Source organism: Larkinella punicea (assembly GCF_003334855.1).
Taxonomy (GTDB): domain Bacteria; phylum Bacteroidota; class Bacteroidia; order Cytophagales; family Spirosomataceae; genus Larkinella; species Larkinella punicea.
This window is the reverse complement of sequence record NZ_QOWE01000007.1, coordinates 262,663-278,912: the sequence shown is the minus strand read 5'-3', so window position 1 is coordinate 278,912 and position 16,250 is coordinate 262,663. Positions and strand designations below refer to the sequence as shown.

The window sequence follows — 16,250 nt, the reverse complement described above, 5'->3', positions numbered from 1 at the left end:
GCCATAGCGATAAAGTAGGTATTTTTCTTAACTGATTGTTTTTCTTTATATTGTAAGATAATGAGTCTGCGTATATATACAGGGTGACCCCGGTAATATTTATTTCGAAAATGATTTGAGCCTGACCCATTTTAAATTACCAGACAAATACACTGGCGCGCTATTCCCCTGAAAATTAAGCATACTATTTGCTCTGTTATTTCATGGAAGAGATTGGTGAAGATGCTATTTATCAGACAAAATTAAAGATCATCCAGAAAGTCTAATCAGGTATCATACGGAATCATGAATAAGTTGTCTGGCAGAACGAATTTTGTCATCACATCCCGGCAGCCCTGGGAGGAAAAGCAGTTGGGCAGCAACATTCGGGACATGGCCCGGACTTTGTCCGAAAACAATCCGGTGCTGTTTGTCAACGAACCGCTGGATTGGTCGGCGCGGCTTTCCAAAAAATCGGGCCGGGCGCAGCGACGCGATGAATTTGTGGCCGAAAACCAGGGGAAGCACCTGTTTCAGGCCGAACCGAACCTCTGGGTGTTGTCGCCCCAATCGTTGCTGGGCTCCTTCAACTGGTTGCCCGACACGCCCCTGTACGATTGGGCCAACCGCTACAACGGAACGGTTTTGTCGGACGAAATAAAGCTGGCGGTGAAGGAGTTAGGCTGGAACTCCTTCGTTCTCATCAATGACAATGACATGCTTCAGGGATTTTACCTGAAGGAATTGCTCAAACCGGCGGTGTATGTCTATTACCTGCGGGACAATTTTCTGGCGGTCGATTTCTGGAAACGGCACGGCGAACGGCTGGAACCGCTGCTGATGAGCAAGGTCGATCTGGTGGCGAGCAATTCGCTCTATCTCGCCAATCAGGCGGCCCGGTACAACCCGCGCTCAGTTTATGTCGGGCAGGGGTGTGACCTGAAAATGTTCGATCCGGCAGCTATCCACGAAATACCGGTCGACATGGCCGCGATTCCCCATCCCCGCATCGGCTACGCCGGCGCGCTCACCGGTTTGCGGCTGGATGGCGGTTTGATCGAAACCGTAGCCCGCCAACGGCCTGACTGGCAGATTGTTCTGATTGGTGCCACCGACGATTCGTTCCCCACCGAACAATTGAACGCCCTGCCCAATGTAACGTTTCTAGGTCCCAAATCGCCCCATCAGATTCCGGCCTATCTGGCGGCTATGGACGTATTGATCAATCCGCAGGTTCTGAATGAGGTGACCATCGGGAATTATCCGCGCAAAATTGACGAATACCTGGCGATGGGAAAACCGGTGGTTGCCGGTAAAACGGAAACGATGGCGTTGTTTGACCGACACGTTTACCTGGCCGAAAACGCAGAGCAATTTGTTGCCCGCATCGCCGATGTTCTGAATGGGAATATCCTGTCGTCGCCCGACGAACGGATTGCCTTTGCCTGGGAGCATACCTGGGCCAATTCGGTGGGTGCCTTAACCGATGCCATTGACCAACTGCTTGTTTCTCAGCCCCAAACCACCTGACTCGTTCCTGAAAACCGTATGAAAGCGTTCATCGACCGCAACCCCCGGCTAAAACACCTGATCCACTGGCTGTTGATTCCCCGGCATGAGGCCCGGCCCCGGCGATGGGTGAGCTGGTTCGTGAATCCGTTCATCCACAAACGGCACCGGACGTCGATGGTCCGCTCGTCGGTGCGGCTCGATGTGCTGCCTTTCAGCCCGTTTGCGCTGGGTTCACACAGTGTGATCGAAGCGTTCAGTGTGATCAACAACGGCGTGGGGCCGGTGACGATTGGCGATCGGTGTACGGTCGGCATTGGGTCGGTGGTGATTGGGCCGGTGACGATCGGGACGGATGTGATCATTGCCCAGCACGTCGTTCTGTCGGGTCTGAACCATTCCTACGAAGACGTGAGCCGGTCGATTCGGGAGCAGCCCGTCGTCACCCGGCCGATCGTGATTGAAGACGAATGCTGGATTGGCGCCAATGTCGTCATTACGGCGGGTGTCACCGTCGGGCGGCATTCGGTGGTGGCGGGGGGGAGCGTCGTTACCCGGAACGTTCCGGCATATTCCGTGGTGGGCGGAAACCCGGCCCGCTTGCTGAAGCAGTATGACCCGGTCGAGAAAACGTGGACAAAACCGGCGGTTCAGGTCTGAAAACGTCAGCTTTTCAGGAACGAAGCGTCCAGAATGTCCATGATTTCGGGTTCCGTCGTGCTGTTGAATTTCCGCGCGAACAGCTTCCCGGAGTTCCGCAAGGCGGTTTCGTCCGCGATCGTCAGCGTTTTCGGGCTCGCGTTTCCTTCCGACCAGTCGATGTAGCGCAGGTTCTCGTTGCGCATCGCCGGTTTGAAAGCGGAATTATACAGAATCGTTTGAAAAATCAGTTCGTCGGCCCCCCAGGTCATTTTAAAAAATCGGACGACCTGCGGATGTTCCCGGAGATACAGCAGAATGTAGCGAACCGCGCCCAAAGTAATCGTAAACCATTGGGAACGACCCACAAAGGTTAGATTTTCCGGCGCTTTCCGGTTGGGTAATACCGCATTCAGCAACTTTTCGACCGCGTATTTTCCGGAAAAAGAGTAATTGATGAGGTGGTATTTTTTCACCCGTGGCAGAGCCTCATGCCATTCGTAATCTACCGACAAAAATTCCATGAACTGCGTTCCGGCGTTTTCTTTCAGGAAATCATGGATAAAACCGGGCGGTCTGAGTGGATAATCCTGGCCACTCAACAGATTGATGTATGCATACGGAATGCCGGAAGCGACGATTTGTTCAAACCCGTTCAGCGTGGCCTGAACAATGCTGTAGGCTCCCCAAAACACCTTTTCCCGTTTTCGGATGAAGAAAACGTTCAGGTTTTTCCGCATTTTCAGGAACGGCGTCAGATCGGTTTTTTCGTCAATGTGAATGTAAAAATCCGCATTCGGGTGCTGCAATGACTGAATCAGGCGGCTGAGTTGCTCGGGTTGTCCGTGGGCCAGAATCAAATGGGCCAGTTTCAGGCGGTCGTTCGCTATCATCTACAGATTTAATTTCTTCATTTCAGAAACCGCATGGGCGCAGGCACGGGCCGTCAACGCCATGTAGGTCAGCGACGGATTCTGGCAGGCCGACGAGGTCATGCAACTGCCGTCGGTAATATACACATTTTTGACATCGTGCATCTGGTTGAAGGCATTGAGCACCGACGTTTTGGGGTCGCGGCCCATCCGGGCGGTTCCCATCTCGTGAATGGCCGAACCCGGCGGCTGGTCGAAATAGAATTTTTCCACCTTTTTGAACCCGGCTTTTTCGAGCATTTCTGCCGCGCTGTTTTTGATGTCCGGGCGCATGTTGATCTCGTTTTCGCGGTACTTAAAATTGACCCGCACGAGTGGCAAACCCCATTGGTCGCGCTCCTGGGTGTCGATCGTCACCCGGTTGTCGTCGTAGGGGAGGGTCTCGCCCCAGGCCCCCATCACCACGTTCCAGGGGCCGGGCGTCGCGAGGGTGGCTTTCAGCGATTCACCAAAACCGCTGGTGCCCCGGTATAATTCACCCCACTCGGCCCGTTCGCCCCGGCCCTGGTAGCCAAACCCGCGCAGATAGTCCTTGCTCCGGGTTTCGGGGCTGATGTTGCGGAAGCGGGGAACGTAGAAACCGGTGGGTCGCCGACCGCTATAGTACTGATCCTGAAAGCCTTCAAACTCGCCCTGTGCTCCTCCCATCATGAAATGATCCATCAGATTCCGCCCGACCTGATCGCTAGAATTGCCCAGTCCGTTGGGAAACCGGCTGGAAACGGAATTTAGCAAAATCGAGGCCGTGGCAATTGTCGACGCATTCAGGAAGATGATTCGGGCATAATAATCGGTCACTTCGTGCGTGTGCGCATCGATCACCCGCACGCCGGTTGCCCGGTTTTTGCGTTCGTCATACAGCACTTCGGCCACAATGGAATCCGGCCGTAACGTGAGGTTTCCGGTATGGGCTGCTGCGGGTAAGGTGCCCGAGTTACTGCTGAAATAGCCGCCAAACGGGCAGCCCCGGTTGCACAGGTTCCGGTGTTGGCAGGGGCCACGCCCGTTCCAGCCGCGCGTGAGGTTTGCAACCCGGCCAATGGTAAGAATCCGGTCTTTGTAGTGTCGGCGAATCTGCTGTTTCAGGTGGGTTTCCACGCAGTTCAGCTCCATGGGGGGCAAAAACTGGCTGTCTGGTAAATGGGGGATTCCTTCGGCCTGACCGCTGATGCCGACAAATTTCTCGACGTAATCGTACCAGGGTTCAATTTCCCTGTACCGAATGGGCCAGTCGACGGCAATCCCGTCTTTGGCGTTGGCTTCGAAATCCAGTTCGCCGAGCCGGTAACATTGCCGCGCCCAGGTGAGCGACCGCCCACCGACCTGGTAGCCCCGAATCCACGAAAACGGCTTTTCCTGGATGTAGGGATGTTCCTGGTCGTTGACAAAAAAATGTTTGGTGGCTTCGTTATAGACCGGACAACTGCTTTGAACCGGACTCTGCCGCCGATCCTGCAACACCGTGCTAAGCCGGTACGGGAACTCCCAGGCGCTTTTCTCGGAGGTGGGGTAGTCGGTGATGTGCTCGACGTTCCGGCCCCGTTCCAGCACCAGCGTTTTCAAGCCCTGCTCACAGAGTTCTTTGGCGGCCCAGCCACCACTAATGCCGGAGCCGACGACAATGGCATCGTAGGTATACAATTCTTTTCCGTTGTTTTTAACAGGAATGGGGGTCATGGAAAGATCGTAATTAGCGGATGGCCCAGGATTTTTGTCCGGCAAAAAGCGGAATGCAACCGGTGTAGTGGCCGGGCGTAAAAACATAGGCCAGCCCCTGGGTTGCCCCGGTCATCGACGTATAATAACCGACGCAGGTGTATTCTTTCAAGGTGGTAAAAAATGAATTGCCAATCAGTTTCCGCTCCACTTTTCCGGGAATTCCTTCAAACGGTTTTCCGTCTTTTTCAAAATGCCGCATCACTTCGTTTTGCTCTTTCCGGGAGCATTTTATATACGATTTTCCAAACCGGCTGATGCTGTAGGGATCGACGGCTTTCAGGCCTTCGATGAAGCGGTTTTGGGAAACCTTCAGGGTGTTTTCAAGCACCATTTTCAGGATGAAATTGGGTACACCGGCATCAATGGCGCCCGGCGTATCGGTGGCCGGAATAATCGTTTCAGCCAAAGCGGCCAGGAGTTTTTTCTGGCTGTGGATGTACACCAGATCGGGTTTTTTGTACCAGGAAATCCACTTGAAGCCACTGAAGGCTACACTGCCAGCTCCTAAAAGGGTGATCCCCAGAATGGCTTGGCGACGTTTCATAGAGGTTGAGGAATAAGGATTAGACTGTTTTTAATTACGAATACTGAAAACCGTAAACTGTCTAGCGCTTGTCCCACCGATTGCAGGTGGTAAACAGCAGCGCGTTGATGAACAGCATCGAACTGGTGGGGAACTGACCCAGAACCGGGTTGGAATACCCCATGACGGCAATGCCGACAAACACCGCCACCAGACCCCGCATCGTGGAGGTGAGCCAGGGGTCTTTCAAGTGCCAGACCCGGTAGACCCCAATTGAAATCAGTGCGATCAGCATCGTAATGTACAGAATCATGCCCACCCGACCGGTTTCGATCCAAAGCTCCACATACCAGCTATCCGGCGAAATCTGGGCCGCCCAGTGGTTGGGCGAAAACCGCTGTCCGGTATCGAGCGATGTTCCGATGCCCGCACCGAATGGCAAGTCTTTCAGGTAGTTAGCCAGTTTTTGCTGGTTTTTCAACCGCAACAGAAACGACGGATCTTCCAGCGGGTTCAGGGCCGTTCGCATGCGTTGAATCTGGTAATTCCCGCTACCGGCGTTGGTGTATTTCAGGACAAAAAGCAGGGGAGCCGCCACGCAAATTCCGATGGCAATTTTGACCAGGTCCCGCTTCATGAAGAGATAAAAACCGTAGCCGGCAATCAGCACAAAAAGGGCGCTGCGCGTTCCCGAAACGGCGTAGCCCCAGAAATAGACCAGCAACAGGAACAGGTAACCCAGCTTGCGCGGCCACGTTTCGGCTTCAAAGCTCCAGATAAAGCAAAGGAGTGAAACGGCGGCCATTTCGGCCCCAAACTGCGAAGCATCGGTATAAAACGAGAAACTGCGCAGGTGACCAAACAGGATGTGCGTCGAAGCCGCCCCCGAATTCAGCCAGATCATCTCATTGGTTGTCAGGCCAATGTATTGCTGCTTGAACGCCCACAGTGCCGCCAGAAAGGACCAGACGAGCCAGGTTCGCAGAATAAGCAGAATGTCGGCCCGCGTCAGATCGACGACCAGAATGGTGCAGGTGACGATGAAAAAATGCAGGGAAAAGGAGCGGGCGTGGAAAAACCAGGCAGCCCGGTAGGGCGATTCCGGGTTAAAGATTTCCAGCACCGTGTAAAAGAACCAGATTCCGACGAGGTAAAAAGCGGGGTGGTGCAGCCGTTTCCACGACAATCGCCGGTTGTTCACGATCAAACTCAGCACAGTTAGTCCGAGAATGCCGTCGATAATCATCCCGAATGGAATGCTGACGGGCAGAAAACGGGCGAGGGCATTAACCAGAAAACTGAGCTGTACATAGACCAGAAAACCAAATTTAGGTTCGGCCAGCACACCTCCCACCAGCAGAAGCCCGAGCGGAAGGATGATAATAACCGCCGATCCGAGAATTCCTAGTCTGGCAATTAAAAAGCCGGAAGCCACGGCAATGAGCGTTCCCAGCAGGCTGAATAACCAGAAGTTCTTCTGTATAGCATACGATAAGGAAGCGGTCTGATTGCCCATTTTTGCGAATTGGAACCCCCTGAAAGGCGCTCAAGGTATGGTTATTTGGTGTTGGTCAGGGTCGGTTGAATGGCGTCGGAAACGCCGGGTGGACTAGTGGCCGGCTCGGCAATATTGTCGCCACTAACGACTTTGGAATACTTGATTTTAGCCTTGATAAACCGGCGTTCAAACCATTCGTAGGAGGCCGCAGCCAGCAGAATGGTTAGCAGAATGCTGGCACTGTAGAGCAGCCAGTTGTTGCCCGGAAAAACGGGTTGCAACAGTTTGAAAGCGATTACAATCGCGATCATGTGGTACATGTAAATGCCAAACGAAATCTTGCCGAGGTAATGTAAAATCGGGTGTTCGAGCTTGATGAGTGTCTGTTTATTGGCGGCCAGGTTGAGAATGATCACCGCAAACAGACAGGCATAGGTTTCCTGGTGCAGATACGGTATTTCCACCCCCCGAACGATCATGAAAGCCGTTAGCAGGTATACGCCGGCTTGCAACCAGCGGTTGAACAGCACGCGAAGAATGCCTTCCCGGCGGTAAAAAAGTGCCCAGGCAATCACACCGCCAATCGCCATGCAATCCACATTGAAGCTGTTCCAGAATTTTGCTATAAAGCTGATTGCCTGATTGGTAATGCCATTGGAGGTTAAGAAAAGCAGGCCAAACTTGATCAGCAGATAGACCACAATTGTGCCCACAGCCACCCGCAGCGGATGGCCTACCTTTTTCATCAGCAAAGGCCAGAACGCGTAGAACTGCTCCTCCACCCCAATCGACCAGGTCTGGTTGATGTGGGGTACGGGCGTGGCCACCAGGTTGGGCAGAATGACGATGAACAGAATGACTTTGACCAGGAAGCTTCTGTGCAGTAAATCAGAATAAACCGGAATGTCAAAAAACGGAATGTGGGGCAGTACGAACAAACCTAAAGCCACGATCAGGTAATACAGCGGCCAGATTCTGAGCACCCGTCGCAGGTAAAAATGGCGGATCGCGATCGTACCCGTAACCGCTCTTTCCTGCAAAAGCAGGTAGGTAATCAGAAAACCGCTCAGGACAAAAAAAAGCACGACACCCAGCTTGCCGATCAGATCGACGAAGGGCAGGTGCCAGTAGTTATCGACTTTGAAAATGAGCTTGATTTGTTCGATGTGGTGAATGATCACCCAAAGAGCAGCGATGAATCGTAAGCCGTTTAAATTGGGAAAGTAGACTGCTCGCATCGTACCGGTTGTGTTCACGGGCTACCATTGAAAAACAGTCGTAATCTGTCAGGAGTAGCCTTGAATACTAATCACATATCGTGCCAAGTGTGTCTGGTAATTTGCGTATTCTGTATAATGAGTGATACCCAGAGTAGAAATACGGTAACATTTCCGGCATGAGGCCGTATTCCGGTTTGTTTTCTGGCAATTAGAATGTAGGTGGCATGATTAATTTCTTATATTGCAAAAATAATTACACATTTTGTTTTGACTTCAAATTAGGTACTCTATATTTGTCCCAGTGTTTGATAATAATCAGAAGTGATAAGGGCGTGGGTTAGTGGAAAAATGATTTAAATGCTTATTAAACAGGTTATTAGGTAGTTTTATAGCCAAATAAAACCAGATTCAAAACCCATGCAGATGCTGTTTTTATATCTGGTATTTGCCCGTTAATTTGCAAGAAATGAAGTGGTGTATGAGTGTTTTTACTTAATATTTGAATGTTGCCTTGATTTTTTAGTATGTCGATTTGACCCAAACAACAACTTGCTATGAAAGTTCCGAAAATAAACCTGTTAATTGTAGAGAGTAACCGTTTCCTGGTTCGTATCCTACAGGAGACGCTTGCCCCCGAATTCAATGTGATTGTGGTCTCCAACGGGAATGAAGCCATGAATTTGCTCGAAAAAGGCCTGTCTGTCGATTTTATTGTCACCGACCTGAAAGTGCCGAAGGTGGACGGTTTGGAATTGATCCAACTGGTTCGCAAAAGCAGCCGCTACCATTCGCTTCCCATTCTGGCTCTGTCGGGTTCTGAAGACAGCAACTTCCGCATTCGGTGTCTGGAAAATGGCGCTGATGATTGCATGGCAAAACCGTTTAATCCCCTCGAATTGAAGGCCAAAATCCGGGCAATGCTTCGTCGGGCGTCGAATGCCTTTTCGCGGCCCGCGGTTGGTGTGGCCCCCTTTTACGCACAGGCAGTACCCGTCCGGGCTTAATGAGTGTTTTATTACCAGACATTAATTTCTCTGTCCTACTTATTGAAAGTAGACCCCTGAAAAGTACGCAGCCCAAGCCTGAAAGGAAATCTTTGGGTTAAGAATACGTTTAACTGATTAAATGGTATATTATTTGCTGTCAGATCGGTATGAATCTGATGGTTAGAAAGAGGAAGACCGCCGTAGAAAAAACAGTTGTATCCTGGGTGAAGCGAAGATTATCAGACAAATTGACGAACGAAATTGATTTGTACAGTGATAATTTTACCAGATCATGGATTTTGTAGGATATCTGATTTTTCTGCCAGTCGGTCTGTACCTCGGGTTTAACATTCTGTATCTTCTGATTTGTGCCCTGGCAGGCTGGTTTGGCGGAGACGACAGCGAACCCGCAAGCAAAACCACCACTCGCACCCGCCGAATTGCCGTTCTGGTACCCGCCTACAAGGAGGATAAAGTCATTCTGGACTCGGTCCAGGCCAATCTTCAGCAGACGTATCCTGCTGATTTCTACGATATTTATGTGATTGCCGACTCGTTTCGCGCCGAGACATTGCAGCAGCTTGCCCATTTTCCGGTCAAGGTTCTGGTGGTGAGTTTTGAAGAATCGACGGTTCAGAAATCGTTGACAAAAGCCCTCGAACTGCTTCCGGAACAGGTATACGACATCGTGCTCGTTTCCGATGCCGACAACCACATGGCGCCTGATTTTCTGCACCGCATCAACCAGGCTTTCGACTGTGGTTGGCGGGCGGTTCAGGGGCATCGGGTGGCTAAAAACACGAACACCAGCGTAGCGGTTTTAGACGCCATGAATGAAGAGGTCAACAACCACCTGTTTCGGGGCGGACAGCGGGCGCTGGGCTTCTCGGCATCGCTGATTGGGTCAGGCATGGCGTTTGAACCCGAGACGATGAAGCGGGCGATGGGCCAGATTCGGTCGGTGGGGGGCTACGACAAAGAACTGGAAATGCTGCTGCTGACGGAAGATATTGAGATCGGGTACCTGAAACAGGCACTCATTTATGACGAGAAGGTTCAAAATCTGGAAGTTTTTGAACGCCAGCGTACCCGTTGGATTGCCGCCCAGATTCATTTTGTGAAGCTGTATTTCGGCACCGGCATCCGGCAGTTGATGAGGGGTAACTGGCATGCGTTCAATGGGTTGCTGAAGGCGCTGCTCATCCCACGCGTGCTGTTTCTAGCGTTTCTATTTCTGGGAACACTGGTTGGTTTGGTGATTGGCAATCCGGTGATTTGGGGCTACTTCGGCTTTATGCTGGTAACGTTGCTGTTCAGCCTCCTGATCTCGATTCCGGGCTACCTCTGGCAGAAAATATCGATTCGGGATGTTCTGACTTTCCCGCTGCTGGTCTTTCGCATGATGCGTTCCCTGCTGAAAATCAAAGCCGCCGGGAAGAAATTTCTGCACACGCCCCACGGGGAGACGAGCGTAAAATAGTGAAAAGTTTTATCGCGGAGTTTAGCGGTGAAAAAAAGGAGTCTAGCGGAGTGTATTTTCTCTGCTAAACTCCTTTTTTTCTCCGCTAAACTCCGCGAAATAACCTCCCTCCACTCAAAAAACTCAAAGATTCATCTTTTTCATCTCTTTCACCGCGTAGTCCACCGCCCGGGCCGTCAGCGCCATGTAGGTCAGCGACGGGTTTTGGGTTGAGGTAGACGTCATCGAGGCCCCGTCGGTCACGAACACATTTTTGACGTGGTGCATCTGGTTCCATTTGTTGAGAATCGACGTCTTGGGATCTTTGCCCATGCGAGCCCCGCCCATTTCGTGAATATCCAGCCCCGGATTGCGTTTGTCGTCGCGAACGCGAAGGTTCTTAAAACCGGCTGCGGTGAACATTTCCATCATTTGCTCCTGGTAATCCTTCACCATTTTGTCGTCGTTGTCGTCATACACAATCGACACTTTCAACTGCGGAATGCCAAACGGATCTTTCAGGTCTTTGTCCAGTGCCACGTAATTGCTCTCTTTTGGAATGGTTTCGCCCATCATGTGGGAGCCCACACTCCAGCCGCCCAGCGTCGGATTGGCCAGATTGGCTTTCAGATCGGCACCGAAACCCTCCTGGTTCGACCGGGAAATGCGGTTGGCTGAAAAACCGGCCGCGTAACCGCGCAGGAAGTCGGTTTCCTGTTTATGAACGTTCCGGAATCGCGGAATGTAGGGGCTGTTGGGGCGTCGGCCTTCGGTCGTCGATTCCAGATACCCGTCGTATTCACCCGAAATACCTGCCCGGTAGTTGTGGAATGCGGCATATTTGCCCAGCACACCACTGTCGTTGCCCAACCCGTTCGGAAACCGGTTCGAGGTGGAGTTCAGCAGCACCAGATTGGTGTTCAAAGCGGCCGCATTGACAAAAATGATCCGGGCATAAAACTCGATCATTTCCTTGGTAGTCGCGTCGATCACGCGTACGCCGGTGGCTTTGCCTTTTTTCTCGTCGTAGATAATCGAATGCACCACCGAATGGGGGCGCAGCGTCAGCTTGCCGGTTTTGGCAGCCCAGGGCAGGGTCGAAGCGTTGCTGCTGAAATACCCGCCAAACGGACAGCCGCGCTCACAAATGGTCCGGTGCTGGCATTGCGCCCGGCCCTGTTGCAGGTGAATCGGCTGCGGTTTGGTGATGTGGGCGGCCCGGCCCATGATAACCGGCCGGTCTTTGTATTTGGCCGCCATCTGCTGGCTAAAGTATTTTTCAACGCAGTTCCACTCGTGTGGCGGCAGAAACTCACCGTCGGGCAAGGTGGCTAAACCGTCTTTGTTCCCCGTAATACCGGCGAATTTTTCAACGTGGCTATACCAGGGCGCAATGTCGGCGTAGCGAATCGGCCAGTCGACCGCAAAACCGTCGCGGGCCGGACCCTGAAAGTCGAAGTCGCTCCAGCGCTGGGTCTGGCGCGCCCACAGCAGGGATTTACCCCCCACCTGATAGCCCCGAATCCAGTCGAACGGTTTTTCCTGTACATACGGGTGTTCCGCATCCTTCACGAAAAAATGCGCCGACCCTTCGTGGAAGGCGTAACATTTGCCCACAATCGGGTTTTCTTTCCGGATGCCGAGCGGCAACTGCCCCCGGTGTTCCATTTCCCAGGTGTTGAGCATGGTGGTGGGGTAGTCGACCACATGCTTGACATCGCGGCCCCTTTCCAGCACCAGCGTGCGCAAACCTTTCTCCGTCAACTCTTTCGCAGCCCAGCCGCCACTGATCCCTGATCCGATCACGATGGCGTCATACGTGGTTGCTTTTACTGCATCAATTGCAAAATTTGCCATAGGGTTCGGGCTGCTATTTGTTTTGTTGCGTTTTAGGCGTTGTGTTTTTGGCCACCACCGGCACACAACCGTGGTAGCGACCGGGTACCATTTCGTAGTGGGTGATGTTGTTCATGACGTATTCGGAGGTCATGTAGCCCCGGATGGTCATGCCTTTTACCAGCGAAAAAAATCCTTTTTCGTCGGCATCCGACGACTGGCTCATGGTTTTCAGCACCTCGGCTTTCTCACCGGCATCGAGCGAGGCAAACGATTTGCTGTAGGTTTTCCGGGCGAGGGCTTCCACGGCCGTCAGTCCTTTGGTTAAACTGTCCTGCGCCGACGGTTCCATGCAATCCGTCACAATTTTCTGGATGAACGTGTGAACGCCCAGTGCTTTTGCGCCCGGGGTGTCGGTGGCCGGCAGGATGGTTTCCACCACTTCGGCTAAAACCGCATCGGCGCGAGGGGCCAGAAACGACGCTCCGGCTGGGAGGTTTGCCGAACTCCAGCCGTTTGCCCAACCCGGCAGACTCACCAGTCCGCCCACGGCCACCGCCAAACTTTTAAGTGCTTTTCGTCTTTCCACGAGGTTATTTTTGGTTTTGGGTATTTGGTTTTCCATTTACGGGAACTTTCGTTATTCTTAGGACTTTCGCTTTTGCCCCTAAATCCCCTAAAGGGGACTTATAGCATCCGGATTATGCTGCGTCCAAGTCCCCTTTAGGGGATTTAGGGGCAAAAGCGAAAGTCCTACATTCATTATTCGCTATTTTCAGGCATTTCCATTCACCGAAAACCGTAAACGAAAAACCGACTACCGAACTCATACAAAAACCCGGATTCCCGAATAATTCTGCCGGAACTCGCGGGGGGTACAACCGTTTTTTCGACGGAAGATACGGTTGAAATACGACATATTGTTAAAACCGCATTTGTAGGATATTTCAGTGATGGTGTGGGTCGTATCGATCAACAGCCGCGACGCGTGGCCGAGCCGGATTTCGTTCAGGCTGTCGATGAAGGTCTTCCCGGTTCGTTTTTTGATAAACCGGCTGAACGACACTTCCGGCATGTTCACGACTTTGGACAGATCGGCGAGCGAAATATCCTTGTCGTAATTTGCCTGCATGAACTCGAACGCTTTCTCAATCCGGCGGCTGTTGAAATTCAGCGGATCGTTGGTGAACGACGCGTTCGAGAGCGTCCGCATGTTCCGCGAAATGGACAGATCGTGCAGAATCGACATCAGTTCCAGCACCGAGTCAAAACCGCTTTTCTGCGCCAGGGCTTCAAGGCGGGGGCGCAGCGACTCGATGGTTTCCCGCGAAAACGCAATGCCTTTGGCCGACCGTTCCAGCAGTACCCGGATGAAACTGAGCTGGTTACGCCGAAGCAGTTTTTCATCGAACAAATCGCGGTGAAACTGAATCGTTACCTCATACACTTCCTGGCTTGGCCCCTGGTGATTGAACCACCCGTGTGGAAGATTGCTGCCCACCAGCACCAGTTCCAGATCCTCGATCACGTCCGTATGATCACCGATGATCCGTTTCGTACCGGCGCCATTGGCAATGAAGTTCAGTTCAAACTCCTCGTGCGAATGCAGGGGAAAATCGAAATCCTTCTTGATCCGTGAAAAAAGCGTGTAACAGTCATTCTGGGTCAGGGGGGTAATTTCCCGGTAAATCGCACTCATCGGAATAGCTGGTGACAGGCAAGATAGAAACAAAGATAGGCAAAAAGTACCATACTTTGGGTGAGTATAGTATCAAATCCTTTTACGAATAACTTAGCTATTAATTGGTAATAATTGTATTATACAGGTGTAATTGGTCTAAAACAGGATAATTGGCAGAATTATCATTCACTTTATAATAGCATTTGTTCAAAAGAATGCTAAAAAAGTATTACTCTGTAGTCGGAAAAAGCGTATACTTTTGGAGCATTGAACCAATCTCTATTTCATGAAACTTTCAGCACTTGATCTCAGCATCATAGTCGGCTACCTGGTGGCTGTTATTTTGCTGGGATTGGGGTTGAAAAAACGAGCGGCCCAGAACAAGGAGGCTTACATGCTGGGCGGCAAAACCCTGCCCTGGTATATGCTCGGTTTGTCGAACGCATCCGATATGTTCGACATCTCGGGCACCATGTGGATGGTGGCGCTGGCGTTCGTCTACGGCATGAAGAGCCTCTGGATTCCGTGGCTCTGGCCGGTTTTCAACCAGGTTTTTCTGATGATGTATCTGTCCGTCTGGCTGCGTCGGTCAAACGTATCCACCGGCGCGGAATGGATCGGAACCCGCTTCGGCTCCGGGCGGGGCGCAACGGCTTCCCACACGGTTGTCGTTGTTTTCGCCCTGCTGAGTTGCCTCGGATTCATGGCCTACGGATTTGTCGGGCTGGGCAAGTTTGTCGAAATCTTCATTCCCATTTCCACCGTAGCGCCCTATTTGCCTTTTACGGTTTCACCGGCTTATGTGGCCCCCTTCTACGGCATCATTTTTACTTCGTTTGCGGTTTTTTACGCCATTCTGGGCGGCATGACCAGCATCGTCATCGGCGACATTCTGAAGTACATCATCATGACCATTGCCGCGTTCGTCATTGCGTCGATCGCGATGGACAATCTGGCGGTCAGTTCGTTGAGCGTACCGCAAGGTTGGTACACGCCCTTTTTTAGCTGGCATCTCGACGATCTGAACTGGACCGGGAGGATTGAAGCGGTAAACGCCAAAATCAAATCCGACGGTTTTTCGCTGTTTGGCATTTTTTTCATGATGATGACCTTCAAAGGCATTCTGGCGAGTCTGGCCGGCCCGGCCCCCAACTACGACATGCAAAAGGTGCTGTCGACCCAATCTCCTCAGGATGCGGCCAAAATGAGCGGTATTGTATCCATCGTGCTGCTGCCGGTTCGCTACGCCATGATCATGGGCTTTACGGTTCTGGCCCTGCTGCATTTTGATCAGCTCAACCTGCAGGCCCCCAACGGAGCCATCGACTTTGAGGAAATTCTGCCCGCAGCCATTCTGCAATTCGTTCCGGCGGGGCTGATGGGGCTGTTGCTGGCGGGTTTGCTGGCGGCTTTCATGGGTACATTTGCCGGTACGCTCAATGCCGCGCAGGCCTACATTGTCAATGATATTTACCTGAAATACGTCAATCCGCGCGCATCGAACCGGCGGATTGCCCGGATGAATTACGCGTCGGGGTTGGCGGTGGCCGGTTTTGGTATTTTGCTGGGCTTGTTTGTCCGGGATGTCAACAGCATCCTGCAGTGGATTGTGTCGGCCTTGTACGGCGGTTATGTGGCTGCGAACGTGCTGAAATGGCACTGGTGGCGGTTTAACGCCAGCGGTTTTTTCTGGGGTATGCTGGCGGGGATCGTTCCGGCGCTGATTTTTCCCGCCCTGTTTAAAGAAACCCTGGAGTTGTATTATTTCCCGTTGCTGTTCGGCTTGTCGCTGGCCGGTTGCGTGGCCGGTTCCCTGCTGACACCCCCGACGAAATCCGAAACGCTGAAGTCCTTTTACCGAACCGTCCGCCCCTGGGGGTTCTGGCAACCGATTCACGAGCTGGTCGTGGCCGATGATCCGTCGTTCGAAGTCAACAAAAACTTTAAACGCGATGCGTTCAACGTCGTGGTGGGCGTTGTGGCCCAGTGCTGTCTGACAATGCTGCCGATGTATCTGATCGTCAGCATGTACACCGAATTGTCGGTCACGCTGACGATCCTGGCGGTTTGTGCAATAATTCTCAAAAAAACGTGGTGGGACAAGCTGCCCGCGGAGGAATTGAAGCCGGTTTCAGTAACAGTATCCTCTGTATTAACGCACTAAAATACAGGTAATTGGTGCATTGACGAATTGTTGTAATTGACGTGTTATAAAACCCGGCCATTGATTCCGTAAGGATGCAACAGCACAGCGTCGGTTTGGAGGTCA

13 protein-coding genes are annotated in these 16,250 nt (G+C 52.1%); 5 read left to right on the top strand and 8 right to left on the bottom strand.

The genetic code is table 11. The features are described 5' to 3' along the window. Nucleotides 1-285 precede the first annotated feature (285 nt). On the top strand, nucleotides 286-1,509 hold the full coding sequence (locus DUE52_RS10710; protein ID WP_114405997.1) for a glycosyltransferase: 1,224 nt from the start codon (nucleotides 286-288) through the stop codon (nucleotides 1,507-1,509). Nucleotides 1,510-1,527: 18 nt separating this feature from the next. Continuing rightward, nucleotides 1,528-2,148, top strand: a complete 621-nt coding sequence (locus tag DUE52_RS10705; RefSeq protein ID WP_114405996.1) for an acyltransferase — start codon at nucleotides 1,528-1,530, stop codon at nucleotides 2,146-2,148. Between the two features lie 5 nt (nucleotides 2,149-2,153). On the opposite strand, the gene DUE52_RS10700 is transcribed toward DUE52_RS10705, so the two are convergent. From DUE52_RS10700 to DUE52_RS10680, 5 genes are all read right to left on the bottom strand, one after another. Next, nucleotides 2,154-3,020 carry a beta-1,6-N-acetylglucosaminyltransferase gene (locus DUE52_RS10700; RefSeq protein ID WP_229312134.1) on the bottom strand — a complete coding sequence of 289 codons (867 nt, stop codon included), beginning with the start codon at nucleotides 3,018-3,020 and terminating at the stop codon, nucleotides 2,154-2,156. Continuing rightward, nucleotides 3,021-4,736: a GMC oxidoreductase gene (locus tag DUE52_RS10695; RefSeq protein ID WP_114405995.1), complete on the bottom strand. Its 1,716-nt coding sequence runs from the start codon at nucleotides 4,734-4,736 to the stop codon at nucleotides 3,021-3,023. A gap of 13 nt (nucleotides 4,737-4,749) precedes the next feature. Continuing rightward, a complete protein-coding gene (locus DUE52_RS10690; RefSeq protein ID WP_114405994.1) occupies nucleotides 4,750-5,322 on the bottom strand; it encodes a gluconate 2-dehydrogenase subunit 3 family protein in 573 nt (190 codons plus the stop codon). A gap of 61 nt (nucleotides 5,323-5,383) precedes the next feature. Further along, nucleotides 5,384-6,817 carry an O-antigen ligase family protein gene (locus tag DUE52_RS10685; protein ID WP_114405993.1) on the bottom strand — a complete coding sequence of 478 codons (1,434 nt, stop codon included), beginning with the start codon at nucleotides 6,815-6,817 and terminating at the stop codon, nucleotides 5,384-5,386. Between the two features lie 41 nt (nucleotides 6,818-6,858). Continuing rightward, nucleotides 6,859-8,037 (bottom strand): acyltransferase family protein, encoded by a 1,179-nt coding sequence (locus DUE52_RS10680; RefSeq protein WP_114405992.1) that lies wholly within the window; start codon nucleotides 8,035-8,037, stop codon nucleotides 6,859-6,861. Nucleotides 8,038-8,573: 536 nt separating this feature from the next. On the opposite strand from DUE52_RS10680, the gene DUE52_RS10675 reads away from it, so the two are divergent. Together DUE52_RS10675 and DUE52_RS10670 are read left to right on the top strand one after the other, a co-directional pair. Beyond that, a complete protein-coding gene (locus tag DUE52_RS10675) occupies nucleotides 8,574-9,023 on the top strand; it encodes a response regulator transcription factor (RefSeq protein ID WP_114405991.1) in 450 nt (149 codons plus the stop codon). Between the two features lie 274 nt (nucleotides 9,024-9,297). After that, entirely contained in the window at nucleotides 9,298-10,485 is a 1,188-nt protein-coding gene (locus DUE52_RS10670; protein ID WP_114405990.1) for a glycosyltransferase family 2 protein, read from the top strand. Between the two features lie 123 nt (nucleotides 10,486-10,608). On the opposite strand, the gene DUE52_RS10665 is transcribed toward DUE52_RS10670, so the two are convergent. From DUE52_RS10665 to DUE52_RS10655, 3 genes are all read right to left on the bottom strand, one after another. Continuing rightward, nucleotides 10,609-12,321 carry a GMC oxidoreductase gene (locus DUE52_RS10665; RefSeq protein ID WP_114405989.1) on the bottom strand — a complete coding sequence of 571 codons (1,713 nt, stop codon included), beginning with the start codon at nucleotides 12,319-12,321 and terminating at the stop codon, nucleotides 10,609-10,611. A 13-nt stretch (nucleotides 12,322-12,334) separates the two neighbouring features. Next, entirely contained in the window at nucleotides 12,335-12,925 is a 591-nt protein-coding gene (locus DUE52_RS10660) for a gluconate 2-dehydrogenase subunit 3 family protein (protein ID WP_310587801.1), read from the bottom strand. Between the two features lie 201 nt (nucleotides 12,926-13,126). Continuing rightward, nucleotides 13,127-13,999 carry an AraC family transcriptional regulator gene (locus DUE52_RS10655; RefSeq protein WP_114405988.1) on the bottom strand — a complete coding sequence of 291 codons (873 nt, stop codon included), beginning with the start codon at nucleotides 13,997-13,999 and terminating at the stop codon, nucleotides 13,127-13,129. A 268-nt stretch (nucleotides 14,000-14,267) separates the two neighbouring features. Between DUE52_RS10655 and DUE52_RS10650 the strand changes: the two genes are divergently transcribed. Beyond that, a complete protein-coding gene (locus DUE52_RS10650; protein ID WP_114405987.1) occupies nucleotides 14,268-16,145 on the top strand; it encodes a sodium:solute symporter family protein in 1,878 nt (625 codons plus the stop codon). Nucleotides 16,146-16,250: the final 105 nt, after the last annotated feature.

What these genes read in the sequence shown, in the direction of transcription:
- DUE52_RS10710 (WP_114405997.1), top strand. Translation starts at nt 286, where the DNA reads ATGAATAAGTTGTCTGGCAGAACGAATTTTGTCATCACATCCCGGCAG.
- DUE52_RS10705 (WP_114405996.1), top strand. Translation starts at nt 1,528, where the DNA reads ATGAAAGCGTTCATCGACCGCAACCCCCGGCTAAAACACCTGATCCAC.
- DUE52_RS10700 (WP_229312134.1), bottom strand. Translation starts at nt 3,020, where the DNA reads ATGATAGCGAACGACCGCCTGAAACTGGCCCATTTGATTCTGGCCCAC.
- DUE52_RS10695 (WP_114405995.1), bottom strand. Translation starts at nt 4,736, where the DNA reads ATGACCCCCATTCCTGTTAAAAACAACGGAAAAGAATTGTATACCTAC.
- DUE52_RS10690 (WP_114405994.1), bottom strand. Translation starts at nt 5,322, where the DNA reads ATGAAACGTCGCCAAGCCATTCTGGGGATCACCCTTTTAGGAGCTGGC.
- DUE52_RS10685 (WP_114405993.1), bottom strand. Translation starts at nt 6,817, where the DNA reads ATGGGCAATCAGACCGCTTCCTTATCGTATGCTATACAGAAGAACTTC.
- DUE52_RS10680 (WP_114405992.1), bottom strand. Translation starts at nt 8,037, where the DNA reads ATGCGAGCAGTCTACTTTCCCAATTTAAACGGCTTACGATTCATCGCT.
- DUE52_RS10675 (WP_114405991.1), top strand. Translation starts at nt 8,574, where the DNA reads ATGAAAGTTCCGAAAATAAACCTGTTAATTGTAGAGAGTAACCGTTTC.
- DUE52_RS10670 (WP_114405990.1), top strand. Translation starts at nt 9,298, where the DNA reads ATGGATTTTGTAGGATATCTGATTTTTCTGCCAGTCGGTCTGTACCTC.
- DUE52_RS10665 (WP_114405989.1), bottom strand. Translation starts at nt 12,321, where the DNA reads ATGGCAAATTTTGCAATTGATGCAGTAAAAGCAACCACGTATGACGCC.
- DUE52_RS10660 (WP_310587801.1), bottom strand. Translation starts at nt 12,925, where the DNA reads ATGGAAAACCAAATACCCAAAACCAAAAATAACCTCGTGGAAAGACGA.
- DUE52_RS10655 (WP_114405988.1), bottom strand. Translation starts at nt 13,999, where the DNA reads ATGAGTGCGATTTACCGGGAAATTACCCCCCTGACCCAGAATGACTGT.
- DUE52_RS10650 (WP_114405987.1), top strand. Translation starts at nt 14,268, where the DNA reads ATGAAACTTTCAGCACTTGATCTCAGCATCATAGTCGGCTACCTGGTG.